Below are 24299 nucleotides of genomic sequence, written 5' to 3' on the forward strand. Positions count from 1 at the left end.
CCCCGCAAGGACTTCCGGAGCATCCGCACCATGACCGTACGCAAGAACCAGGCCACTCTGACCACCGACGAGAGGAGGCGGTTCGTCGACGCCGTCCTCGAACTCAAGCGCACCGGGCGCTACGACGGGTTCGTCCACACGCACAACGAGTTCATCATGTCGGACACCGACACCGGCGAGCGGACCGGCCACCGCTCGCCCTCCTTCCTGCCCTGGCACCGCAGATTCCTGCTCGAGTTCGAGCAGGCGCTGCAGTCGGTGGACGCCTCCGTCGCCCTGCCGTACTGGGACTGGAGCACCGACCGCACGGTGCGGGCCGCGCTGTGGGGGCCGGACTTCCTCGGCGGCACCGGGCGCGGCACGGACGGCCGGGTGATGGACGGCCCGTTCGCCGCGTCGGCCGGCAACTGGCCGCTGAACATACGGGTGGACGGCCGTACCTTCCTGCGCCGCTCGCTGGGCACGGGGGTGCGCGAGCTGCCGACCCGCGCGGAGGTGGAGTCGGTGCTGTCCATACCGGCCTACGACACGGCGCCGTACAACAGCGCCTCGGACGGCTTCCGCAACAATCTGGAGGGGTGGCGCGGGGTCAATCTCCACAACCGGGTGCACGTCTGGGTCGGCGGGCAGATGGCCACCGGCGTCTCCCCCAACGACCCGGTGTTCTGGCTGCACCACGCCTTCGTCGACAAGCTGTGGGCCGAGTGGCAGCGCCGCCACCCCGAAGCGGGGTATGTGCCGACGGGCGGCACGCCGGACGTCGTGGACCTGAACGACACGATGAAGCCGTGGAACGACGTGCGTCCGGCGGACCTGCTGGACCACACGAGGTTCTACACCTTCGACAACTGACCGGACCTGATCAGGCCCCGGCGGTACGGCACTCCGGGTGGCCCCAGCCCTGCGCGTTCTTGGCGATGGACTCTCCGGCCGCGTAGGAGCGCCCGCACGGACAGCGGCCGGGGAACTTGGCCTTGATGGTGCGCAAGGACGCTCCGCCGCCGGTGCGGCGGGGCGCCTTTGCGCGCGGGGCGGCCGCCTTCGGTGTGCCGGGCGACGCCGGTGGCTCGGGCGAGCCGAGTGCGCTGCCGGCGGCCTCCTGGACGGTGGCGGCCTGGCTGGCGGCGCGGTCGGCGAAGTCGTTCAGCGGGTCGCCGTCGACCTGGTGGGCGGGGACGTAGCGGAACTCCACCGACCGGCCGTCGAGCAGTTCGTCGATGCGGACGACCAGGTCCTGGTTGGCGACGGGCTTGCCGGCCGCCGTCTTCCAGCCGTTGCGCTTCCAGCCCGGCAGCCAGGCGGTGACGGCCTTCATCGCGTACTGGGAGTCCATGCGGATCTCCAGCGGCACCTCCGGCTCGACGGCCGTGAGCAGCCGCTCCAGGGCGGTGAGTTCGGCGACGTTGTTGGTGGCCCGGCCGAGCGGACCCGCCTCCCAGCGGGCCGCGGTCCGCTCGTCGTCGGAGATCACCCACGCCCATCCGGCCGGTCCGGGATTTCCCTTCGAAGCCCCGTCGCACGCGGCCACCACACGTTCACGCATACGCCCGATCATGCCACGGCCGCGCCGGGCGCCGGCACGGGCGGGTCAGACGTCCCTGGCCTTGGGCATCTCGCCCTCCGTGGTGGTGATGTCGATCACGGAGAAGTTCGCGCCCTGCGGGTCGCTGAGGGCCGCGAACCGGCCGAAGGGGCTGCTCATCGGGCCGAAGCGGAGGACACCGCCGAGCTTGGTGGCGCGCGCCACGGCCTCGTCGCAGTCGTCGACGGTGAAGTAGACATTGATGTACGACGGCACCTCGGGCGGGAAGTCGTCGGTCATCCGCATCCGGCCGAGAACGGTGTTCTCCCCGATGTCGAACATCCGGAAGTCGACGGCGTGGTCCTCGATCTGCTTCATCCGGTACGGGAAGACGGCCGACAGGAAAGTGTCGGCCTTCTCGGGCTCGCGGGTGAAGACCTCGGCCCAGCAGTAGGCGCCCGGGGTCGCGGTCGTCTCGAAGCCCTCGTGGGTCCCGGCCTGCCAGATCCCGAACACGGCCCCGCTGGGCTCCCGGGCCAGGCACATGGTGCCGAAGTCACCGACCTGCATCGGCTCCATCAGCACCTCGCCGCCGTTGTCCCGCACCTTCTGCGCGGTGGCGTCGGCGTCCGGCGAGGCGAAGTACAGGCACCACTGCGACTGGCCCTCCTGGCCGGGCATGGGCGGGACGACGGCGGCGACCGCCTTGCCGTCCGCGTAGGCCTGCGTGTAGTTGCCGTACTCCGACGACGACTCGCCGAAGGTCCAGCCGAGGACGTCGCTGTAGAACCGTTTGGCTCCCTCGACGTCGCTGAACATCGCATCGGCCCAACAGGGCGTTCCCTCGGGTTGTACGGCCATGCTCGCGACCCTCCTGGCGTGTGTCCCGTACGGATGGTCCCCACCTGGGGTGATGTGCCCCGAAGCTCACGCTAGCCACCCCGCCCCCGGCCCGCGCGCCGAGCGGCCGGACCGACGGGACACTGGAGGGGGACCGTTGCCTCCGGAAGGACGGACGCGATGACGCCTGCGACGATGCGTGCCTGGTCGGTGGTGCGGCCCGGGCCGGTCGCGGGAGACCCGCTGCGGCTCGTGGAGCGGCCGCTGCCGGTGCCCGGCCCCGACGAGCTGCTGGTGCGGGTGCGGGCCTGCGGAGTGTGCCGGACCGACCTGCACGTCACCGAGGGCGACCTGCCGGTGCGCCGGGCCGGGGTGACGCCCGGGCACGAGGTCGTCGGCGAGGTCGCGGGGGCGGGGCCCGGCGTACGGGGCCACGCCCTGGGCGACCGCGTGGGTGTGGCCTGGCTGCGGCGCACGGACGGGGTGTGCGCGTACTGCGCCAGGGGCGCCGAGAACCTGTGCCCGAACTCCGAGTACACCGGCTGGGACGCCGACGGCGGGTACGCCGGGTACACCACCGTCCCGGCCGCCTTCGCCTATCCGCTGCCGGGCGCCCTGGACGACGTCGCGGCGGCGCCGCTGCTGTGCGCCGGGATCATCGGCTTCCGCGCGCTGCGGCGGACGTCGCTCCCACCGGGAGGCCGGCTCGGACTGTACGGCTTCGGCGGCAGCGCCCATCTGTGCGCGCAGGTGGCGCTCGCCGAAGGGGCCACGGTGCACGTGGTCACCCGGGAGCCCGCCGCCCGTGAGCTGGCCCTCGGCCTGGGCGCCGCCTCGGCGTGTGACCTCCTCGGACGCCCCCCGGAGCCCCTGGACGCCGCGATCCTGTTCGCCCCGGCCGGTGAGCTGGTCCCGGTCGCACTGCGCGCCCTGGACCGGGGCGGCGTGCTGGCCCTCGCCGGCATCCACCTGACCGACGTGCCGACCCTGCACTACGAGAGCGAGCTGTTCTACGAGAAGGAGCTGCGCAGCGTCACCTCCAACACCCGCGCGGACGGACGTGAGTTCCTCACGCTGGCCGCCCGGTACGGGGTCCGCGCGACCACGCACGCCTATCCGCTCTCCGAGGCGCCCAGGGCCCTGCGGGATCTGAAGGGCGGCCGCTTCGACGGGGCCGCGGTGCTGGTGAACGACCTTCCCGAGGCCGGTCCTGCCGGCACCCGGGCACGGGGGCGGACCACCGGCGCATGATCACGTCGCGCGCCCTTTTCCACCGTGAACAGCAGGTTTACGCAACCAAAGAGCGCAACCGCCCCCTTTGCGCCGTATACGGAGATCATCACGGCTGTTTGGCTTGTGTCTGCGCACCCTCACCTCGCGCACCACCGCTATTCAGATCCCGCCTGTTCACCTCTCTGCTGGAGGGAATGTGTCCACACCGGACAGCGTCCTCGGATCCGCCGTCGACGAGCCCGAACCCGGTCCGAGCGCCGACCGGCAGCTCACCAGTCTGAGCACCCGGGCGGCGCGCCAGCTCACCACGACCACCAAGTCCGAACCGCAGATGCAGGCCATCACCTCCCGGTGGCTGCTGAAGACGCTGCCGTGGGTGGACGTCAAGGGCGGCGCCTACCGGGTCAACCGGCGCCTGACGCTGCGTACCGGACGCGGCCGGGTGAGCTTCGAGCAGAACGGCGGGGACGACATCCGGGTCATCCCGCAGACCCTCACCGAACTGCCGATCCTGCGCGGCTACGACGACCTGGACGTGCTGACCGAGATCGCCGGCCGTTTCCAGGCCCGCGACGTGCGCGCCGGGCAGGTGCTGTTCGAGGCCGGACAGCCGGTGACCGAGGCCTACCTGGTGGTGCACGGCAGGTTCACCCGGTACGCGGCGGGCAAGTACGGCGAGGAGGAGATCGTCGGGGTCGTCACCGACGGCGACCAGATGGGTGACGAGGCGGTCGGGCAGTCCGACCCGCTGTGGCTCACCTCGGTCCGGGCGGAGACCGCGGGCGTGGTGCTGGCGCTGCCCTGGGCCGTCGTCGAGGAGGTCATGGACCGGGTGCCGTCGCTGGGCGCCCACCTCCAGGCCTATGTCGACCGCCAGCGGCTGCCGATGAACCGCAAGGGCGAGGCCGAGGTCCCGGTCCAGGCCGGCCATGTCGGCGAGGAGACACTGCCCGGCGGCTTCGTGGACTACGAACTCACGCCGCGCGAATACGAGTTGTCACTCACCCAGACCGTGCTGCGGGTGCACACGAGGGTCGCCGACCTCTACAACGACCCGATGGACCAGACCCAGCAGCAGCTGCGCCTCACGGTCGAGGAGATCCGTGAGCGCCAGGAGTGGGAGCTGGTCAACAACCGGGAGTTCGGGCTGCTGCACAACATCGACTACGGGCAGCGGATCAGCTCCCTGACCGGCCCGCCGACCCCGGACGACATGGACGAGCTGCTGTCCATGCGCCGCAAGACCAAGGTGTTCCTGGCGCATCCCAAGGCGATCGCGGCCTTCTTCCGGCAGTGCAACCGGCGCGGTCTGGTCCCGGGCACGGCGAGCGTCGACGGGCACGAGGTGCCGGCCTGGCGCGGGGTCCCCATCTATCCGTGCAGCAAGATCCCGATCAGCGAGGACCACACCAGCAGCATCATCGCGCTGCGCACCGGGGAGGCGGACCAGGGCGTCATCGGCCTCTACCAGACCGGGATCCCGGAGGAGTTCCAGCCGGGCCTGAACGTCCGCTTCATGGGCATCAACGAGCAGGCCGTCATCAACTACCTGGTCACCGCCTACTACTCGATGGCGATTCTGGTCCCCGACGCGGCGGGCATCCTGGAGAACGTCCAGCTCGGCCGGACCGCCGACTGACGGCCTGGAGCACACCATGAGCACGAGCACCCACACGTACACCCTGCCCGGGCCGCCGAACATCGCCCAGAGCCTGCGCCCGGCCCGGCGCACCGGGGTCATCCCCGGACTGCTCCACCGGCCGGCCGTACCGGCCGACCCGGAGAAGGCCGCCGAGATCGACCGCAGACTGGAGGCCTGGGCCCGCGAACTGAACCTGTTCCCCGAGGCGTGGAAGGGGGACTTCTCCGGCTTCCAGTTCGGCCGGGCCGTCGCACTCCAGCATCCGGGCGGTCTGGACCTGGACCGGCTCACCGCCGCCGGGAAACTGCTGCTCGCCGAGAACATCGTGGACTCCTGCTACTGCGAGGAGGACGAGGGGCGGGGCGGATCACGGCGCGGCCTCGGCGGCCCGCTGATCATCGCCCAGTCGGCGCTCGACCCCTACCACGGCGTTCCGGAGCTGGAGGCCGAGTGGCGCGAGGGCATCCAGGCCGACGGTCCGCTGCGCTCGTACCACTTCGCCCTCGCGGACTACGCCGGCTTCGCCACGCCCAGCCAGACCGACCGGTTCGTGCACGACGTCGCCCGGCTGCACATGGGTTATCTGGCCGAGGCCGCCTGGATGGAGACCCGGTACGTGCCGCGGGTCTGGGAGTACCTGGTGATGCGGCAGTTCAACAACTTCCGCCCCTGCCTGTCGCTCGTCGACGCGGTGGACGGCTACGAACTGCCCGAGCAGATCTACGCCCGCCCGGAGATCCAGCGGATCACCGCCCTCGCCTGCAACGCCACCACGATCGTGAACGACCTGTACTCGTTCACCAAGGAGCTGGCGAGCGACCCGGACCATCTCAACCTGCCCCAGGTGGTCGCGGCCAACGACCGGCGGGGGCTGAAGGCGGCCTATCTGAGATCGGTGGAGATCCACAACCGGATCATGGAGGCCTTCGAGGAGGAGTCCGCCGCCCTGTCGGCCACCTCGCCGCTGATCGCGCGCTACGCGGAAGGGCTCGCCGCCTGGGTCTCCGGCAACCACGAGTGGCACGCCACCAACACCCACCGCTACCACCTGCCCGACTACTGGTAGCAGACCAAGCCAACCTGAAACACCATCAGCAACACTTCGAGGAGCAACTGTTGACCACCGCCCCTGTCGCCCGGAAGACCACGACGTCAGCTCCGGTGCCGACCCAGTCCACGTACCAGAACCGTGTCGCGGACTACTGGAACGCCGAAGAGAACCCGGTCAACCTCGAACTCGGCAAGATCGACGACCTGTACCACCACCACTACGGCATCGGCGAGGCCGACCGGTCGGTGCTCGACGAAACCGATCCGGACCGGCGCAGGGAGCTCGTCACCGCCGAACTGCACCGCCTCGAACACGCCCAGGCCGAACTGCTCGCCTCGTACCTCGGGCCGCTCACACCCGGCGACCGCGTCTTCGACGCCGGCTGCGGCCGCGGCGGCGGCAGCGTCGTGGCGAACCTGCGCTACGGCTGCCACGCCGACGGCGTGACGATCTCCGCCAAGCAGGCCGGGTTCGCCAACGAGCAGGCCCGCGCCCGGGGCATCGACGACAAGGTGCGCTACCACCACCGCAACATGCTCGACACCGGATTCGAGACCGGCGCCTACGCGGCGTCGTGGAACAACGAGTCCACCATGTACGTCGAGCTGGACCTGCTGTTCGCCGAGCACGCCCGGCTGCTGCGCCGCGGCGGACGCTATGTGGTGATCACCGGCTGCTACAACGACACCTACGGGCAGGCCTCGCGCGAGGTGTCGCTGATCAACGCCCACTACATCTGCGACATCCACCCGCGCTCGGAGTACTTCAAGGCGATGGCCCGCAATCGTCTGGTACCGGTCCACGTCGAGGACCTGACCGAGGCCACGATCCCCTACTGGGACCTGCGCAGGGAGGCGGACCACCTGGTCACGGGCATCGAGGACACGTTCCTGGACGCCTACCGCAACGGCAGCTTCCAGTACCTGCTGATCGCGGCCGACCGGGTCTGAGCCCGGGCGGAATTCCGTGGACAGCGAGGGCGCCGAGGCGCTGGGATGGGCACCGATGAGTGACCACGACAGCCCGAGTCCGCCGAGGATGCACGCGGACGAGGCCGACCTCGACGCCCCGCTGGTCCAGCGCCTGATCGCCCGCCGGTTCCCGCAGTGGGCCGCGCTGCCGGTACGGCGGCTCGCCTCCTCCGGGACCGAGAACGCTATGTTCCGGCTGGGCGCCGACCTGCTAGTACGGCTGCCTCGGCGGCCCGGTGCCGTACCGGATGTGCGGCACGAGCAACGCTGGTTGCCCCGGCTCGGGCCGCAGTTGCCGGTCGCCGTGCCCGAGCTGATGGGCAGCGGGGAGCCGGACGAGGGCTATCCGTGGCCCTGGTCCGTCTACCGGTGGCTTCAGGGGCGCAATCCGGTGGCGGGCGCCGTGCCGGAGTCCGAACGGCTCGCCGAGGAGCTCGGGGCGTTCGTGCGCGCCCTGCGCCGGATCTCCCCGCTGGACGGGCCGCCCAGTCACCGGGGCGGTCCGCTGGGGGACCGGGACGAACTGACCCGCGCCGCCGTCGCCGAGCTGGGCGGGCGGGTCGACACCGGCGCGGTCACGGCCCTGTGGGAGGAGTGTCTGCGCGCTCCGGAGCACTCCGGTGGGCCGGTGTGGGCCCACGGGGACCTCTCCCCGGGGAACGTGCTGGTCGACGAGGGCCGGCTGAGCGCGGTCATCGACTTCGGCTGCGCGGGCGTGGGTGACCCGGCCGTGGACCTGGTCGTGGCCTGGAACCTGCTGCCCGCCCGCGTCCGGGACACCTTCCGCAAGGCCGTCGGCGCCGACGACGCGGAGTGGGCGCGAGGACGGGGCTGGGCACTGTCGATCTCGCTGATCCAGCTGCCGTACTACTGGGACACCAACCCGGCCCTGGCGGAGAACTCCCGGCATGTGATCGCCGAGATCCTCGCCGAGGCCGGGTGAGGGTGGCGCGCAGGTCCGCTACTCCCCCGCGTACGCCCTGTCCAGCGCGGCGACGTCCAGCTTGCCCATGCCCATCATCGCCTTCATGGTGCGGTCGGTCCTCTCCTGGTCGGGATCGTGGAGGATCTCGGGCAGCCGGTCGTAGACGACCTGCCAGGAGACGCCGTACCTGTCCTTCAGCCAGCCGCAGGGACCGCCCTCCCCGCCGTTCTCGGTGAGCCGGTTCCAGTAGTGGTCGATCTCCTGCTGGTCGGAGCACAGGATCTGGAAGGAGATGGCCTCGTTGAACGTGAACTGGGGCCCGCCGTTGAGCGCGACGAACCTCTGGCCGTTGGCCGTGAACTCGACCGTCAGCACGGAGCCGGTCTCACCGGGCCCGGCCTCGGTGTAGCGGCTGATCCGGCCGAGGCTGGAGTTCTTGAAGACCGACACGTAGAACTCGGCGGCCTCCTCGGCCCGGCCGTCGAACCAGAGACAGGTGGAGAATCCGTCGGTGGTCATGGGTACCTCCTGGGCGGGGAACACGGTCACCAGTGTCGACCGGGCCTCGCCGCGAAACTCATCGGTCGGGCCGACGAATAATCCGGGCGGGTGAACGAAGTCCGCGCCTAGCATCCCGATCATGACCTCCACACCTGGCGAACGGCTCGCACCCTTCCGGCTGTCGGTCCCGCAGAGCGACCTCGACGACCTCCACGAACGGCTCGACCGCACCCGGTGGCCGGCCGAGCTGCCCGGAGCCGGCTGGGAGTACGGCGTCCCGGCCGGCTACCTGCGGGAACTGGTGCGGTACTGGCGGCACGAGTACGACTGGCGCGCCGCCGAGGCCGAGCTGAACCGGTGGCCGCAGTTCACGACCACCATCGACGGAGCACATGTCCACTTCGCCCACGTCCGCTCCCCGGAGCCGCAAGCCACGCCGCTGCTGCTCACCCACGGCTGGCCGGGCTCGATCGTGGAGTTCCTGGACGTGGTCGGCCCGCTCACCGACCCGGTCGCGCACGGGGGCGACGCGGCCGACGCCTTCCACGTCGTCGTGCCCGGCATCCCGGGCTTCGGGCTGTCCGGGCCCACCACCGAGCGGGGCTGGGAGGCACGCCGGGTGGCCGACGCCTGGGTGGAGCTGATGCGGCGGCTCGGTTACGAGCGGTTCGGGCTGCAGGGCGGCGACTGGGGCGCGGCGATCTCACGCGAGCTGGGCCGCGCCCATCCCGGCCGGGTGATCGGCGTCCACCTCAATCTGCTGCCCGGCGCGCAGGCGGCCACCGAGCCGACCGAGGAGGAGCTGGCCGAGCTCGGCCCCGAGGAGCGGGAGCGGGCCCTGCGGTCCTGGCGCCGGTGGGAGGAGTGGTCCCGGGAGGGCGCCGGCTACGCCGCACTGCAGTCCACGCGGCCGCACACCCTCGCCTACGCCCTGACGGACTCGCCGGTCGGACAGCTCGCCTGGATCGTCGAGAAGTTCCGGGAGTGGGCGGACTGTGAGGACCTGCCGGAGGAGGCGGTCGATCGGGACAGGCTGCTCACCAACGTGATGCTGTTCTGGTTGACCGGTACGGCCGGTTCGTCCGCCCGCATCTACTACGAGCGGGCGCACACCACCGGCGACCGGACCGCCCGGCCGGCCGAGCCGTCGACCGCGCCCACCGCGCTCGCCGTCTTCCCGGCCGACCCCCAGATCCCGCTGCGGCACAAGGCGGAGCGGACCGAGAATCTGGTCCGCTGGACGGAGTTCGACCGCGGTGGCCACTTCGCGGCCATGGAGGAGCCGGACCTGCTGATCGCCGACGTCCGGGCGTTCTTCCGCCGGCTGCGGGAGAAGTGAGCGGGTCCGTCTTCGCCGGACGGCCCGGAGGGAACCGGGCCTGTCGTACGGGCTGTTTTCCGCCACCTGCGCTCGCAGCGCGCATGCGCGGCGTGACCGGGGGTACCCGCCCTGTCAGCGACATCCAGAGAAAGGCATGAAAAGCGCACTCCGGGGTAACCGGGGCGAGCGGACCTCACAGAGGTCGCCGTGACAGACGTAGAACCGTGACTTTCGTGGGGAGAGGTAATGAGCACCGCCGGGATCCGGTCGAAAGCAGAGGTCACCGAGAGGACCGAGCAGGACAGGACGGGCGAGGAATCACTGCCTGGCATCGCGGCCCCGGCCTCCGTCGCACCGCGCGACGCACGGGAGCTGTCACGCCAGTTCTTCCGTCGGCTCGCCGAGCTGGAGGAGGGCACGCACGAGTACCAGTACGCGCGCAACACCCTCATCGAGATGAACATGTCGCTGGTGCGGTTCGCGGCCGGCCGGTTCCGGGGCCGCGGCGACGACATGGAGGACATCGTCCAGACCGGCATGATCGGTCTGATCAAGGCCATCGACCGGTTCGAGCTGTCGCGGGAGGTCGAGTTCACCTCCTTCGCGCTGCCCTACATCGTCGGCGAGATCAAGCGGTTCTTCCGGGACACCACCTGGGCGGTGCACGTGCCGCGCCGGCTTCAGGAAGCGCGGGTGGAACTGGCCAAGGCGCGCGAGGAGCTGTCCAGCCGGCTGGACCGGGACCCGACGGTGGCCGAGCTGGCGACGCTGATGAACATCTCCGAGGACGAGGTGGTCGAGGCCCAGCTCGCTTCCAACGGCTACAACTCCGCCTCCCTGGACGCAGCGCTCACCGGCGACGGCCCGGAGGACGGCGAGGCGGTGCTCGCGGACTTCATCGGCGTGGAGGAGGAGGGGCTGCAGCTCGTCGAGGACTTCCACGCCCTCGCCCCGCTGATGGCGGAGCTCAGCGAGCGGGACCGGCAGATCATCCATCTGCGGTTCGTCGAGGAGGCCACTCAGGCGGAGATCGGGGAACGGCTCGGCTGCTCCCAGATGCATGTCTCCCGGCTGATCAAGCGGATCATCACCCGGCTGCGCGAGGGCATGCTCGGCGAGCTCGACAGCGTCTGAGCCGGCCCGAGGGAGGGGCTCACCGGGGCGGCGGGACATCCGCCGCCCCAGCGGACGTCCCGGCGCCCCAGCGGTGCGGACCTCAGCGGCGCAGTTCGAAGCGGGCGCGGACCCGCTTGCCCACGGGCACCCGCTCGGCGGTGACCTCGGCGGCCAGGGCGTGCACGATCTCCAGACCGTGCCGTCCGACGCGTTCGGGGTCCTTCGGGAAGCGGTGCGGCAGGGCGGTGCTGCTGTCGTAGACGCACACCGTGATGGCGCTGTCGGTGCCTTCCAGTTCCAGGATGTACGGGCCGTTGCTGTGCCGGTCGGCATTGGTGACGAGTTCGCTCACGACCAACAGCAGCTCTCCGTCGGCACGGCGGTCGGTGACGGCGCACCACTCGTTGCGCAGCTGCTCCAGGAACTGGGACGCGAAGGCGCGCGCTTCCGCGATACATCCGGGCTCACCGGTGTAGTGCGCCGCGCGTCGCAGCGGTTCCACGGGTACGTCGAAACCAGTCGGTATCACTTCCCCGCCCAGGTGCTTGGTCATGCTGTCTCTCTCGGAAGGCCGGTATGGCCGGGCGCCTGTTGCACCTGTCCTCGTACCCCGAGAGTGGCTGGGCAGTCCCCCGAGGCGTTCGCGCACCGCGCAGAGTGGTGATGGTCACGGTGCCCGGGGGGATCCGACCGCTCAGGACGCGGGCGGGCCCTGCGGCTCCTCCTGCGTGGGCGCCTGCGTCTCGCCGGGCATCTCAGTGGTGGCGCCGGGCATCTCAGTGGTGGCCGGGGCGGGAGCGGAGCTCTCCGGGGACGGCGGCCCGAAGGTGGTCGTCGCGCTCGTCTGCTGCTGCGACGACATCTCGGTCCCGGGCGCCGAGGACTGCTCGGTCGCAGGCGCGGAGGACTGCTCGGTCGCGGGTGCCGAGGATTGCTCGGTCGCGGGTGCCGAGGACTGCTCGGTGGAGGGCGCCGAAGACTTCTCGGAGGGGGGCGCCGACGACTTCTCGGACGGGGGCGCCGAAGACTTCTCGGAGGGGGTCTTGCTCGACGGGGAGCCCGCGGACGGAGACGACGGCCCCGTGGAGGACGGGCCGGCCGAGGGGGACTTCGACTCGGCCGAGGGGGACTTCGACTCGGCCGAGGGGGACTTCGACTCGGACGAGGGGGACTTCGACCCCGACGATTTCGACTCCGACGGGGAGGCCGACGAAGAGGACGGGGACGGCTTGGGCGAGGACGAATTCGACGTGGACTTGGGCTTGCCCGGCGTGGGCTTGGCAGGCTTCGACGGGCTCGGCTTGCCCGGCGTGGACTTGCCGGGCTTCGACGGGCTCGGCTTGCCCGGCGTCGACTTGCCCGGCGTGGACGGACTCGGCTTACCCGGCGTCGACTTGCCCGGCTTCGACGGGCTCGGCTTGCCCGGCGTCGACGGACTCGGCTTACCCGGCGTCGAGGGGCTCGGCTTACCCGGCGTCGAGGGGCTCGGCTTACCCGGCGTCGAGGGACTCACCTTGCCCGGCGTCGACGGACTCGGCTGGCCCGGTGTGGACGGACTCACCTTGCCCGGCGTGGACGGGCTCACATTGCCCGGCGTGGACGGCGGCACGGACCGGCAGGGCCCCGACCTCCCGGTCGAGCCCGGCGACGGGCACGGCGGCAGGTTCCAGGGGTGCTGGAACTCCGGCGGCTTGGCGTGCTGGTCGTGCCGGGCGTCGCCATCGCCGCTGAGACGGTGGATCCAGCCGTGGTGGCGGGGGTCGTAGAGCACGAAGTTGTCGACGGCCTTCGGCGCCGGCGTCACCACGACGACGCGCGACGGCCGGTAGGCCGACCAGGGGGTGCCCACGAGCTTCGGCGTGGTCTTCTGCGGGACCGCTGTGGCCAGCGGGTTTCCGCAGGCGCAGCGCACGCGGGGTACGCCGTGGCTGTCCACGAGCACCGCGGTGCCCGCCTGGAGGACGGACTGGTAGGACGTGGCGGCGCCGTTGCGGTAGCCGTGGTTGGTGACCCGGGTGTCGACGCGCAGCTGAACCGGGGTCAGCGAGCGCAGGTAGGTGGGCACGCCGGAGGGCTGGACGCCGACCACGGCGGCGAAGGCCTTCTCCTTGGTCCGGTCCGACTGGAAGAACCTGACCTGCTTCTCGACGTCGCAGGCGGCAGTGCTCCTGGTGCCGCCGTACAGGCCGGGCGCTCCGCCTTCCACTCCCTGCACCGCGTTGCTCGCGCCCGACGGCGCGGCGGAGGCGGAGGGCGGGGGCGCGGTGGCACCCTGGTTCGCGGTCGACTCCGTGAACGGGTCCTGGCCGCTGCTGGCCGCGGACTGCAGGAACACCTCACCCCTGGCCGAGGAACCGCCACCCGGACGGGTGAAGACCACCGCGAGGACGACGGCGGCGACGACGAGGCCACTGAGGACTGCCACGCGGGGTACGGACTTCCACCACGGCCCGTGCGGCCCCTGGGCTCCGGCGCCACCGCCCGGCGGTTGGGTGGGCGGGGGTCCGGAGGGGGGGCGGGAGGAGCCCGACAGAGGGCCGGAGGGCGGTCCGGTCGGGCGGCCGGAAGACGGAGGTTCGGCGCTCACGAGCACTTCTTCCCGTCGCGATCGTCGCGATACGCGGTGCGGTACGCGGTGCGATACGCGGCTGTTCTCGGTCAAGTCCCGTTTGATGCATTTGGGTGCACTTTGATCCCATTGTGTGTCGCAGGGTGGTGCGGCTCGCAAGCCGACGCGGACGGCTCACCCGGCGGGCGAGGTGCCCGGCAGCTGCATAGCGTGTGCAGCGTGAGCGCTCCAACCGTCTCCGCGCGGCCCACCGCCCAGCACGGCTGGGCACAGGCCGTGGCCGCGGTGCTGACCGGGCTTGCCGTCATGGTGCTGGTGGCGGCGCTCGGGCTGTGGGCGGCCGGAGCGGCGGACCTGCCGGACGGGGCGTTCCCGAGGGTGGTGGCCGCGACGCTGGTCACTGCGGTCGGCGGCAGTGTGGAGCTGTCCGGGAACGCGGGTGCGCTGGCGCAGACCCGGGCCGGGCTCACCGTGATGCCGCTGTCGGTGACCCTCGTCGGCGCCCTGGTGATCGGCGCGGGATTTCTGCGCCCGCTGCGGCACCGGGCGGTCGCCTCGGCCGGGGAACTGGCCGGCTGGGCCGTGCGGTTCGCGGTGCTGTGGCTGCTGGTGCTCATCGGCCTGGCCTTCGGTGCCCGGCAGACCTTCGCCGTCGACGTGGGCAGCGGCACCCTGAGCGATCTGACCGGGCTGTTCGACGCGGCGCCACGGGTCGGGTTCACCACGGACGTTCCGCTGACGGTCCTGTTCGGGCTGCTGTGGCTGGCCGGAGTGCTGCTGCTGGCGCTGCTGGTGGCACGGGGGGCGCCGCTGCCGGGACGGCTGCTGCGGTTCCAGGAGTCGGTGCGTCCGGCGGCCCACGCGGTGCTCGTCCTGCTCCTCGCCTCCGTCGTCGTGAGCCTCGTCGTCGCGCTGATCACGGCGGCCACCCGCGGGCACGTCCAGGCGATCTTCGCGCTGATCCTGCTCGGGCTGCCCAACCTGGCCTGGCTCGCCCTCACCATCGGGCTGGGAGCGACCTGGAACGGCCGCGTGGACGGGCCGTTCGGCCTTCCGATGCCCCACGTCCTGGACGCGATCCTGCGCACCCCGGACGTCTCCGCACTCAACCTGCGCTCGCTCACCGACTACGACGGCCGGTGGTGGTGGCTGCCGGTCGTGGACGCGATCCTGCTGCTGGCCGTGGTCTTCCGGATGGCGGCGCGCTCACCGGGCCGGATCCGCCTGTGGCGGCACGCCGTACCTCTGGCCGTGGCGCTGGCGTCGGCGGTGCTGATGATCTGTCTCACGGGCCGCCTCTCGGCGCACTACGGACTGTCCCTGCTGGGCATCGGCGATCTGGGTGGCGGGATGTCCGGCGAACTGTTCCTCAAGCCCCAGCTGTGGCGGGCGGTGGGCCTGGGCGCGCTGTGGGGGCTGGTCGCCGGCTTCCTGGGCGGCCTGCCGGCCCGGCGGTTGCAGCGGCGGGGCGAGGGGGAACAGCCGTAGGTACCTTCCAGAGGGGCGGCCGCGCCCCCGGCCTCCAGACGGGGCACCGATCGGGCTGCCCGTCACTCCGCGGGGCCGGTCGGGCTCTCGTCCCGGAACACCGGATCGGCCCACTGCGGTGGGCTCGGGTTCTCGGTCACGGTGAGGTCCGTTTCGGTGTCCGCCTCCGCCGGGCGCCCCTCGGCCGGGCCGGCGCCGGTCGCCCTGGGGGCACGCAGCGCGGCGACGAAGTCGAGGCAGGTGTCGTAGCGGGCGTCCGGGCTCTTTGCCAGCGCCTTGGCGAAGACCGGGTCCACCGCGGGATCGAGGCCGGGGCGGGCCTCGCTCGGCGCAGGGGGATCGTCGTACTGGTGGGCCCAGAGGAGCGCCATGTCGTCGTCGCGCAGGAACGGGGGACGGCCGGCGAGGGTCTCGTACACGACGCAGGCCAGGCCGTAGACGTCGCAGCGGCCGTCGACCGGGCGGCCGGAGATCTGCTCGGGGGCCACGTAGTCGAGGGTGCCGACGAACTGGCCGACGCTGGTGAGGCCGGTCAGCGACAGCGACTTCTTGGTGAGCCCGAAATCGGTGAGGTACACGTGCTCGGGGTGGTCGCTGTCGATGCCCTCGGCGACGAGGATGTTGCCGGGTTTGACGTCCCGGTGGACCAGACCGTGCTCATGGGCCGCGTCGAGCGCGGACGCCACCTGCGCGGCGATCCGCACGGCGTCCGGCAGCGGCAGCGGTCCGCGCAGGTCGAGGAGGCGGCGCAGGTCGCTGCCGGAGACGTACCGCATGGCGATGTAGAGCACGCCGTCGGTCTCGCCGGCCTCGAAGACCGGCACGATGTGCGGGTGGTCGATCGCCGCGGCCACCTGGGACTCGTGGGTGAAGCGTTTGCGGAAGGTGTCGTTGCGGGCGAGTTCGGGGGCGAGCAGCTTGAGGGCGACCGTGCGCTCCAGACGCAGATCGCGGGCGCGGTAGACGACGGCCATGCCACCGCGGCCGATCTCGTTCTCGATCCGGTAGCTCGCCACCTGCCGGCCGATCAGTTCCGAGGGCCGGCCGGAGAACAGGCTGGTCTCGCGCGCCATCAGCGCTCACCTTCGGGCGCGACCAACCGGGTGGGGGCGTGCCCGGGGTCGTCCTCGCCGGTGATCGCCCGGTCGGTGGCGTAGGTGGTCAGCCGCCGCCCGTCGCCGTAGACCCAGCGGCCCTCCTCCGGGTCGTACAGCCACATGGACTCCCCGTCGACGACGATCCCGATGCGCAGGCCGCTGGTGCGGTCCTCGAAGTCCTCGCCCTCCAGGGCACCGGCCGCCAGTTCCTCGACCGCGGCCCGGTAGTCGGCCAGGGACTGCTCGGCGCGGGCCAGCAGGGGCCGTGGATCGGCCGTGTCGGACGCTGCGTCGGCGGCGGGTGGGTCCTCGGGTACGGTCACGAGCCGGCGACCGTCGACCCAGGCGCCCCAGCCGTTGGAACAGCGGATGTGCGCCCAGTCACCGCGGCGCTCCACCAGCTGGACCGGCAGCATCGGGTCGAGGGGCACGGTGGGCCGGGCCGGGTCGGGGTCCTCCCAGGCGGGCATTCCGCGCCGCGGCACCACGTGCGTGGGCCGGAACTCGGTACTGGGCGCTTTGCTCATCGGGCCGTCTGCTTCCGCGTGTGTGCCATCGTGCCGCCTACTTCCGCATCACCGCGGGCTCGTGCCGGCGCAGCAGCCGGGCGACCACCAGCCCGTAGAGGACGGAGAGCACCACCAGCATGGCCACATCGAGCAGCCAGACGCCTGTCGAGTGCCGGAAGAGGGGGTCGGCGGTGAGCCGGCCGGGCACGATCCGGGACAGTCCGACGGTCGCGGCCATGGCGCCGAGCGCCCAGCGGGAGGGTACGAGCCAGGACAGCTGTTGCAGGCCGGGCACATCGCTGAGTCTGAGCAGGGCCCCGCAGAACACCACCTGGACGATGGCGAGCAGCACCAGCAGCGGCATCGTCACCTCCTCCTTGCGTACCAGCGCGGAGACCAGCAGGCCGAGCATCATCGCGGTGAACGCGAGCAGGGCGACGGCCAGGGTGATCTCGGCCAGCGGTGGCAGCAGGACGCCGCGGCCGCCCGGAGTGTTCAGGTCGACGCCGAGGAGGGCGACGAGGGTGAGGACGACGGCCTGGGCGACGCTGATCGTGCCGAGCACCACGACCTTGGACATCAGATAGGCCGACCGGGGCAGGCCGACGGCGCGCTCGCGCTGGTAGACGACGCGTTCCTTGACGAGTTCGCGCACCGCGTTGGCGGCGCCCGTCAGCACGGCGCCGACGCACAGGATGAGCAGCGCGTTCATCGCGGTGTCCCGCGCGAGCCGGCCGCCGGCCAGCGCGCGGGCCATGGCGCCCATGACGAACGGCAGGGCGATCATGACGAGCAGGAAGGTGCGGTCGGCGCCGAGGACGGCCGTGTAGCGGCGGACCAGGGTGCCGAGCTGGGCGCCCCAGCCGCGGGGGCGGGGCGGCGGTGCCGGGGTGACGGGGGCCGGGCCGGGGTGGTGGGGCTGGGGGGACGCCTCGGCGACGTAGTGCCGGTGGAACGGCGACTCCCGGTACTCCCTCGCCCAGTCGCGGTACGGGTCGCGGTCGAAGGCCTCGAAGGCCTCCGGCCAGTGCTCGAAGCCGAAGAAGGCCAGGGCGTCGTCGGGCGGACCGTAGTAGGCCACCTTGCCGCCCGGGGCGAGCACCAGGAGGCGGTCGCAGACGCCGAGGCTGAGGACGCTGTGGGTGACCACGACGACGGTGCGGCCGTCGTCGGCCAGGTCACGCAGCATGTTCATCACCGACCGGTCCATGCCGGGGTCGAGACCGGAGGTCGGCTCGTCCAGGAAGAGCAGCGAGGGTTTGGTGAGCAGTTCGAGGGCCACACTGACGCGCTTGCGCTGCCCGCCGGAGAGGCTGTGCACGGACTGCTCGGCGCGGTGTTGCAGGCCGAGTTCCCGGATCACCTCGTCCACCCTGGCGCGCCGCTCGGCCGCGGCGGTGTCCTCGGGGAAGCGGAGTTCGGCGGCGTAGGACAGGGCGGCGCGCACGGTGAGCTGGGGGTGCAGGATGTCGTCCTGCGGGACCAGGCCGATGCGCTGGCGCAGTTCGGCGTAGTCGCGGTAGAGGTCGCGGCCGTCGTACAGGACGGTGCCACGGTCGGCGGGCCGCTGTCCGGTGAGTGCGTTCAGCAGCGTGGACTTGCCCGCGCCGCTCGGCCCGACGACCGCGAGCAGGCACTTCTCCCCCACCGGGAAGGACACGTGGTCGAGGAGCACCTTGCTCCCGCCGTCGGCGGTGACGGTGAGGTCCTGGACGTCGAGGGAGACCTCGCCGGTGTCGACGTACTCCTGGAGCTCGGCGCCGACCAGGCAGAACGCGGAGTGCCCGATGCCCACGATGTCGCCGGGACCCAGGGGCGCGCGGGTGACGGGCCGCCCGTTGAGATAGGTGCCGTTGTGGCTGCCGAGGTCGACGATCTCGTACGTGCCGTCGGCGTGGGCGCGCAGTTCGGCGTGGCGGCGGGAGACGATCAGGTCGTCCACCACGAGGTCGTTGTCGGCGGCCCGGCCGATGCGGACCGTGCGTGCGGGCAGCGGGCGGACGCTGCTGGGCCGGCGGAAGGTGCCGGTCAGCAGGGGGAGCGACACCGCGGAGGGGCGGTCGGGGGCCGGGCTCGGGGCGCCGGCCAGAACGGCGCGGGGGCCGTCGGTGGGGTTGCCGAAGCGGATCACGCTGCCCGGGCGCACGCCCCACTCGTCGATCCTGCGTCCGTCGGCATAGGTGCCGTTGGTGCTCTGCTGGTCCGTCAGGGTCCAGCGGTCGTGCTGGCAGTGCAGCACGGCGTGGTGCCACGAGACCCGGGCATCGTCGAGGACGATGTCGCTCAACGGGTCCCGTCCGACGTGGTAGTCCTGGCCCGGGCTCATCACCGTGGAGCCCGTGTCGGTCTCCAGGACGAGTTCGGGCGCCGTCGGGGCGACCGGCCGCTCCGCCATGGCCCAAATTGTACCGATTCGCTCACATGTGCGCATGACGGCACAGGCCGACGGACACGTGTCAGGCGACGGGCACGACAAGCGCCGGCAGGGTGCGCTGCATGCGCAGCGCGTCGACGGACTCGGCGAGCAGTTCGTACTCGGTGGTGTCGTCACTGGCGGCGATCCGCACCAGCCGTCCGCCCGCCAGCTCGTCGGCCACCCGCTCCTGCCCCGCGTCGTCGGCGCACCAGGCGCGCAGCAGGGCGGGCACGTCGGCCACCGTGTCCGCGACGGGCACCAGCGCTCCCGCCGGGTAGGCGAGGTACTCCGGGCTCGGGTCCAGGCGCTCGGCGATCCAGGAGGCCCGGTCGCGCAGCCACCACAGGGCCAGGGCCAGCGTCGGCGCGCGGTAGGTGCCGAGCGGCACTCCGATGCGCCGGCCGTCGCACATGCCGTACGCCGTGACATGGCACAGGAATTCGTCGTGCACCACTCACTCCCCCGTCGCCTTGGTGTGCCGGCCCGGCCCTCGCTGTTCGGCTCCTGTGCGGTGAAGTGCCCCTGATGTTCGAGTATCGCCACTCCCGAAACACTGTCACCATGACTTTCCGGCCAGTCTGTTGGCATATTCACCGGGCGTTCTGGCCGGTAAGTGCCGGCGCGCACGGTCCTCCGGGCATTACCGGGCAGGTAATCGACCCGCTCCCCGGCCCTCCGGCATGGTGGTCACACCGGATCGGCGAAGCCCCGGATCCGGCTCCGACCAGCAGCTACGACCTCGATGGAGGCTGATTCACCATGTCCGCGAACACCGACCGTTACGAGACCGCCGCCGCCCGTTACTTCGAGGCCTGGAACGCCACCGCACCCGAGGCGCTGCGGAAGGCGGTCGCCGCCGCGTGGACCGCGGACGGCGGCTACACCGACCCCCTCGCCGACGTCCGCGGCCACGAGGGCATCGCGGCCGTGATCGCGGCGGTCCACGAGCAGTTCCCGGGGTTCGTCTTCCGGCCGCTGGGCGTGGTGGACGGACACCACGACACCGCCCGCTTCGCCTGGGAGCTGGTCAGTGAGGCCGACGGGTCGGCGCCGGTGGCCGGGTCCGACGTCGTCACGCTGGACGACGAGGGCCGCATCCGGCAGGTGCTGGGCTTTCTGGACCGCGTGCCGGAGGGTGCCTGACACCGCCTGGCCCACGATGAGTTCCGCCGTGCGCGGCGGTCTGTCCTGGCGAGGGATTCCCTGACGGAGCACCACGCACGGAGGACACCATGCAGACGACACGGCCGGTGGACGCGGAGTTCACCGCGGTCCTGGAGAAGAGTCCGGCGGCCGGCGGCTGGACCTACGTGGTCTGGCCGCACTCGGCCGAGTTCTTCGGCACCCGCGGCCTCGTGACATCAGCCCCCTGGTGGCCCCGGAGAACGAGGCCGAGTGGCGGGCGGAGCCGGGGCTGCCCGGCGTGCTGCCGTACGCCGTCGACCCAGAGGCGGCGGCCCGCCTCTGGGAGGTCAGCGAGCGCCTGACCGGGGGCCTACGGCTTCACGATCGCGTCGATCCGCGCGAGTTCCTCGGCGTCGAAGTCCAGGTTGCGGATGGTGCCGACGCTGTCCTCGAGCTGCCGCGGGCTGCTCGCCCCGACCAGCGCGGAGGTGACCCGGCCGCCGCGCAGCACCCAGGCCAGGGCCAGCTGGGCCAGGGTCTGGCCGCGCGACTTGGCGACCTCGTCCAGGGCGCGCAGCCGGCCGACCAGGTCCTCGGTGACCGCGTCCGAGTTCAGGAAGGGGCTGTCGCTCGCGGCGCGGGAGTCCTCCGGGATGCCGTCGAGGTAGCGGCCGGTGAGCAGGCCCTGCTCCAGCGGGGAGTAGACGATCGAGCCGACCTGTAGCTCGTCCAGGGTGGTGAGGAGGTCCTGCTCCTCGGGCCGCCGGTCGAGCATCGAGTAGCGCGGCTGGTGGATGAGCAGCGGGGTGCCGAGGTCGGCCAGGATGCGGGCGGCCTCGCGGGTCTGCTGCGGGGAGTAGTTGGAGACGCCGACGTAGAGCGCCTTGCCCTGCTGCACCGCCGTGTGCAGGGCACCCATCGTCTCCTCCAGCGGAGTGTCCGGGTCGGGGCGGTGCGAGTAGAAGATGTCGACGTGGTCCAGGCCCATGCGGGCGAGGCTCTGGTCGAGCGAGGACAGCAGGTACTTGCGGGAGCCCCATTCGCCGTACGGGCCGGGCCACATGAGGTAGCCGGCCTTGGTGGAGATGACCAGCTCGTCACGGTACGGCCCGAAGTCCGCCTTGAGTGCCTCACCGAGCGCGGACTCGGCGGCGCCGGGCGGCGGGCCGTAGTTGTTGGCGAGGTCGAAGTGGGTGACACCCAGGTCGAAGGCGCGGCGCAGGATGGCCCGCTGGGTCTCGACGGGCCGGTCGGGACCGAAGTTGTGCCACAGGCCGAGGGACAGCGCGGGCAGCTTCAGCCCGCTGCGTCCGGTGCGCCGGTACGGCATGTCGGCGTAACGGTCGGGGTGTGCGGTGTACAACGCGACTCCAGAGGGGTTGGCACACGGTCTACCCGTGCCACTCTCGCGCGAGCCGCACGCAGCGGTCCAACAGAAGAATCCGATGGAATTGAGCGGCTAGGCTTCTCAATCATGGAACTGCGCCATCTCCAGCACTTCGTCGCCGTCGCCGAGGACCAGCATTTCACCCGGGCTGCCGAACGCCTGATGGTCTCCCAGCCGGGTTTGTCGGCGTCCATCCGGGCGCTGGAGCGGGAGCTGCGGGCGCCACTGTTCGTGCGCACCACGCGGCGGGTGACGCTGACCGAGGCGGGACGGGCGCTGCTGGTGGAGGCCGAGCGGATCCTGGCACAGGTGCGTTCGGCGCACGAGGCGGTGGCGGCGGTGCAGGGCGTGCTGCGCGGCACGCTGGCCCTGGGCACCGAGCAGTGCATCGCCGGGGTGCACGTGGCGCGGATGCTGGCCGCGTTCCGGGGCCGGCATCCGGACGTGGAGATCCGGCTGCGGCAGGCCGGTTCGGGCGCGCTGGCCGAAGAGGTCGGGGCCGGCCGGCTCGACCTCGCCTTCGCCTACCGCACGCAGGCGGACAGCGATCAGCTGCGGTCGGTGGCGCTGACGAGCGAGCCGATGACCGTGCTGTGCCATCCCGAGCACCGGCTGGCCGCGGCCGGCGCGGTGCTCGGCCCTGAGGACCTGGCCGGTGAGGTCTTCGTGGACTTCCATCCGGACTGGGGCCCGCGCCGCACGACCGACGCCGCGTTCGCCGCGGCCGGTGTCCGGCGCACGGTCGCGCTGGAGGTCAACGACGTGCACAGCCTGCTGGACCTGGTCGACGAGAACCTGGGCATCGCGGTCGTACCCCGGCACTTCCGGCACAAGCGGCCCTCGCTCACGGCGCTGCCGCTGAAGGGCACCGGCGAGGCGGAGTACGAGACCGTGGCCCTGCTGCCCCCGGACCGCGCCACCAGCCCCGCCGCCCGGGCACTCGTCGCACTCCTGGAAACAGGAGGCGGGACAGGGGGCCTGACACCACCCCGGGAGGGGTCCCAGGCCTCCTGATTCCGGCCGTCCGCCGCAGCAGACTCGGGACCGTCGGTGAGGACGGCGGTCGGGAGGACCCATCATGGCGGAACACACACGGCGAACCGTGCTGCGCGGAGCGGCCGGACTCGCGGCGGCGGGCGCGCTCACCGGCCTGGGCACCGGCCCGGCGGCGGCTGATGCGGCAAGGGGGTTGACGGAGCGTCATTACCCGTTCCTGGAAGGGGCGTTCGCCCCGGTCACCGAGGAACTGACGGCCTTCGACCTGCCGGTGACCGGCCGCATCCCCCGCGAGCTGAACGGCCGCTTCCTGCGCAACGGCCCGAACGTCCTCGGCCTGGAGGATCCCCGGGCCCATCACTGGATGCTCGGCGAGGGCATGGTGCACGGCGTGCGGCTGCGGGACGGAAGGGCCGAGTGGTACCGCAACCGCTGGGTGCGCTCCTCGCAGGTCGCGAAGAAGCTGGGTGAGCCCTACCCGGCTCCGGTTCCGCCGGACGACTTCCCGTGCAACACGCATGTGATCCCCCACCGCGGCCGGATCCTCGCACTGCAGGAGAGCGGCCCGCTGCCGTACGAACTCGACGGTGAGCTGGGCACGGTGGGCACGTACGACTTCAAGGGCACGCTGGAGGGTGCGTTCACCGCGCACACCAAGTTCGACGCGTACGCGGGTGAGCTGCACGCGATCGCCTACTACCCCGCCTGGGACCACATCCGGCACATGGTGGTGGACCCCTCGGGGCGCGTCGCACGCACCACCCGGATCCCGGTGCCGGACGCGCCGATGGTGCACGACTTCGCACTCACCGAGAGGCATGTCGTCGTCATCGACGTCCCCGTGACCTTCGACCCCGCCGCCGCCGAGCGCGGCGACCCGGTGCCGTACGTCTGGAACCGCGAACATCCCACGCGGGTGGGCGTGATGCGGCGGAGCGGCGGGCCGGTGCGCTGGTTCGGGATCGACCCCGTCTACTACTCGCACACGCTCAACGCCTACGACGACGGCGCATCGGTGGTGGTCGACATGACGACCTACCCGGCGCCCTTCCACGTCGCCGGGCGCGGCTCGGACGGCCCGTACGCCACGGGCACCACGAAGCTGGAACGCTGGACGGTGGACCTGCGCCACGGACGGGTACGGCAACGCGTGCTGGACGACCGGCCGCAGGAGTTCCCGCGGGTGAACGAGTCGCTGGTGTCGCGGCGGCACCGCTACGGCTACACGGCGGCGGCCGCCGCGCTGACGGCCGCGTATCTGACGCCGGACGGCGGTACCCCACCGGACAGCGCGTTCTCCAACGCGCTCGTCAAGCACGACCTGCTGCGCGGCACCACCCTGGTGCACCGGCTGCCGAGGGGCGCGGCGGCGGGCGAGGCGGTGTTCGTGCCGCGGGACGCGACCGCCGGCGGGGCGGACGAGGACGACGGGTATGCGATCGCGTACGTCCACGACCCGGACCGGGGCGCGGCCGACCTGGTGATCCTCGCGGCGCAGGACTTCACCGGGGAGCCGGTGGCCCGGGTGCACCTGCCGGGGCGGGTGCCGCTCGGGTTCCACGGGAGCTGGATTCCGGACGCATGAGGGCC

At 71.9% G+C, this 24299-nt stretch carries 22 protein-coding genes and 1 pseudogene; 13 read left to right on the plus strand and 10 right to left on the minus strand.

The window, feature by feature from the left end; genetic code table 11:
- The first annotated feature begins 30 nt into the window (after positions 1-30).
- Positions 31-852: a tyrosinase family protein gene (locus AB0D93_RS26905; protein ID WP_362124076.1), complete on the plus strand. Its 822-nt coding sequence runs from the start codon at positions 31-33 to the stop codon at positions 850-852.
- Between the two features lie 10 nt (positions 853-862).
- Here AB0D93_RS26905 and AB0D93_RS26910 read toward each other — a convergent pair whose 3' ends face one another.
- Together AB0D93_RS26910 and AB0D93_RS26915 are read right to left on the minus strand one after the other, a co-directional pair.
- Positions 863-1555 (minus strand): ribonuclease H, encoded by a 693-nt coding sequence (locus AB0D93_RS26910; RefSeq protein ID WP_362124079.1) that lies wholly within the window; start codon positions 1553-1555, stop codon positions 863-865.
- A gap of 33 nt (positions 1556-1588) precedes the next feature.
- Positions 1589-2383 (minus strand): VOC family protein, encoded by a 795-nt coding sequence (locus tag AB0D93_RS26915; protein WP_362124082.1) that lies wholly within the window; start codon positions 2381-2383, stop codon positions 1589-1591.
- 174 nt (positions 2384-2557) lie between these two features.
- Here AB0D93_RS26915 and AB0D93_RS26920 point away from each other — a divergent pair, with 174 nt between their 5' ends.
- From AB0D93_RS26920 to AB0D93_RS26940, 5 genes are all read left to right on the plus strand, one after another.
- On the plus strand, positions 2558-3613 hold the full coding sequence (locus AB0D93_RS26920) for a zinc-binding alcohol dehydrogenase family protein (RefSeq protein ID WP_362124403.1): 1056 nt from the start codon (positions 2558-2560) through the stop codon (positions 3611-3613).
- 178 nt (positions 3614-3791) lie between these two features.
- Complete coding sequence (locus AB0D93_RS26925) at positions 3792-5234, plus strand: family 2B encapsulin nanocompartment shell protein (protein ID WP_362124085.1); 1443 nt, start codon at positions 3792-3794, stop codon at positions 5232-5234.
- A gap of 16 nt (positions 5235-5250) precedes the next feature.
- On the plus strand, positions 5251-6303 hold the full coding sequence (locus tag AB0D93_RS26930) for a family 2 encapsulin nanocompartment cargo protein terpene cyclase (protein WP_362124088.1): 1053 nt from the start codon (positions 5251-5253) through the stop codon (positions 6301-6303).
- 50 nt (positions 6304-6353) lie between these two features.
- The gene (locus AB0D93_RS26935) at positions 6354-7238 is read left to right on the plus strand and encodes a geranyl diphosphate 2-C-methyltransferase (RefSeq protein WP_362124091.1); all 885 of its coding nucleotides are present in this window, start codon (positions 6354-6356) and stop codon (positions 7236-7238) included.
- A gap of 55 nt (positions 7239-7293) precedes the next feature.
- On the plus strand, positions 7294-8202 hold the full coding sequence (locus AB0D93_RS26940) for an aminoglycoside phosphotransferase family protein (RefSeq protein WP_362124094.1): 909 nt from the start codon (positions 7294-7296) through the stop codon (positions 8200-8202).
- Positions 8203-8220: 18 nt separating this feature from the next.
- Here AB0D93_RS26940 and AB0D93_RS26945 read toward each other — a convergent pair whose 3' ends face one another.
- A complete protein-coding gene (locus AB0D93_RS26945; RefSeq protein ID WP_362124097.1) occupies positions 8221-8703 on the minus strand; it encodes a VOC family protein in 483 nt (160 codons plus the stop codon).
- A 121-nt stretch (positions 8704-8824) separates the two neighbouring features.
- Between AB0D93_RS26945 and AB0D93_RS26950 the strand changes: the two genes are divergently transcribed.
- Both AB0D93_RS26950 and AB0D93_RS26955 read left to right on the plus strand, forming a co-directional pair.
- Positions 8825-10024, plus strand: a complete 1200-nt coding sequence (locus tag AB0D93_RS26950; RefSeq protein WP_362124100.1) for an epoxide hydrolase family protein — start codon at positions 8825-8827, stop codon at positions 10022-10024.
- Positions 10025-10252: 228 nt separating this feature from the next.
- Positions 10253-11140 (plus strand): RNA polymerase sigma factor SigF, encoded by an 888-nt coding sequence (locus AB0D93_RS26955; RefSeq protein ID WP_362124103.1) that lies wholly within the window; start codon positions 10253-10255, stop codon positions 11138-11140.
- An 82-nt stretch (positions 11141-11222) separates the two neighbouring features.
- On the opposite strand, the gene AB0D93_RS26960 is transcribed toward AB0D93_RS26955, so the two are convergent.
- Positions 11223-11675, minus strand: coding sequence for an ATP-binding protein (locus tag AB0D93_RS26960; RefSeq protein ID WP_362124106.1), 453 nt, complete (start codon positions 11673-11675; stop codon positions 11223-11225).
- A 141-nt stretch (positions 11676-11816) separates the two neighbouring features.
- The gene (locus tag AB0D93_RS26965) at positions 11817-13547 is read right to left on the minus strand and encodes a DUF6777 domain-containing protein (protein WP_362124109.1); all 1731 of its coding nucleotides are present in this window, start codon (positions 13545-13547) and stop codon (positions 11817-11819) included.
- A 363-nt stretch (positions 13548-13910) separates the two neighbouring features.
- On the opposite strand from AB0D93_RS26965, the gene AB0D93_RS26970 reads away from it, so the two are divergent.
- The gene (locus tag AB0D93_RS26970) at positions 13911-15179 is read left to right on the plus strand and encodes a streptophobe family protein (RefSeq protein ID WP_362124110.1); all 1269 of its coding nucleotides are present in this window, start codon (positions 13911-13913) and stop codon (positions 15177-15179) included.
- A 62-nt stretch (positions 15180-15241) separates the two neighbouring features.
- Here AB0D93_RS26970 and AB0D93_RS26975 read toward each other — a convergent pair whose 3' ends face one another.
- From AB0D93_RS26975 to AB0D93_RS26990, 4 genes are all read right to left on the minus strand, one after another.
- On the minus strand, positions 15242-16252 hold the full coding sequence (locus tag AB0D93_RS26975) for a serine/threonine-protein kinase (RefSeq protein ID WP_362124113.1): 1011 nt from the start codon (positions 16250-16252) through the stop codon (positions 15242-15244).
- Positions 16252-16803 carry a hypothetical protein gene (locus AB0D93_RS26980; RefSeq protein WP_362124116.1) on the minus strand — a complete coding sequence of 184 codons (552 nt, stop codon included), beginning with the start codon at positions 16801-16803 and terminating at the stop codon, positions 16252-16254. Before AB0D93_RS26980 ends, AB0D93_RS26975 begins: the two co-directional genes overlap by 1 nt.
- A 37-nt stretch (positions 16804-16840) precedes the next feature.
- Entirely contained in the window at positions 16841-19180 is a 2340-nt protein-coding gene (locus AB0D93_RS26985; protein WP_362124119.1) for an FHA domain-containing protein, read from the minus strand.
- 61 nt (positions 19181-19241) lie between these two features.
- Entirely contained in the window at positions 19242-19652 is a 411-nt protein-coding gene (locus AB0D93_RS26990) for a hypothetical protein (protein WP_362124122.1), read from the minus strand.
- Between the two features lie 308 nt (positions 19653-19960).
- On the opposite strand from AB0D93_RS26990, the gene AB0D93_RS26995 reads away from it, so the two are divergent.
- Together AB0D93_RS26995 and AB0D93_RS27000 are read left to right on the plus strand one after the other, a co-directional pair.
- Positions 19961-20344, plus strand: a complete 384-nt coding sequence (locus AB0D93_RS26995) for a nuclear transport factor 2 family protein (RefSeq protein ID WP_362124125.1) — start codon at positions 19961-19963, stop codon at positions 20342-20344.
- Positions 20345-20433: 89 nt separating this feature from the next.
- Positions 20434-20559, plus strand: a pseudogene (locus AB0D93_RS27000) (DUF1905 domain-containing protein); the annotation flags it as partial.
- 137 nt (positions 20560-20696) lie between these two features.
- Here the strand turns inward: AB0D93_RS27000 and mgrA are convergent.
- Positions 20697-21689, minus strand: a complete 993-nt coding sequence (gene mgrA / locus AB0D93_RS27005; RefSeq protein ID WP_362124128.1) for an L-glyceraldehyde 3-phosphate reductase — start codon at positions 21687-21689, stop codon at positions 20697-20699.
- A gap of 111 nt (positions 21690-21800) precedes the next feature.
- On the opposite strand from mgrA, the gene AB0D93_RS27010 reads away from it, so the two are divergent.
- Together AB0D93_RS27010 and AB0D93_RS27015 are read left to right on the plus strand one after the other, a co-directional pair.
- The gene (locus AB0D93_RS27010; protein ID WP_362124131.1) at positions 21801-22727 is read left to right on the plus strand and encodes a LysR substrate-binding domain-containing protein; all 927 of its coding nucleotides are present in this window, start codon (positions 21801-21803) and stop codon (positions 22725-22727) included.
- A 64-nt stretch (positions 22728-22791) separates the two neighbouring features.
- The gene (locus AB0D93_RS27015) at positions 22792-24294 is read left to right on the plus strand and encodes a carotenoid oxygenase family protein (protein ID WP_362124135.1); all 1503 of its coding nucleotides are present in this window, start codon (positions 22792-22794) and stop codon (positions 24292-24294) included.
- The last annotated feature ends 5 nt before the right edge of the window (positions 24295-24299 follow it).

The sequence above is a fragment of the Streptomyces sp. NPDC048191 genome (genome assembly GCF_040652655.1).
Taxonomy (GTDB): Bacteria; Actinomycetota; Actinomycetes; order Streptomycetales; family Streptomycetaceae; genus Streptomyces.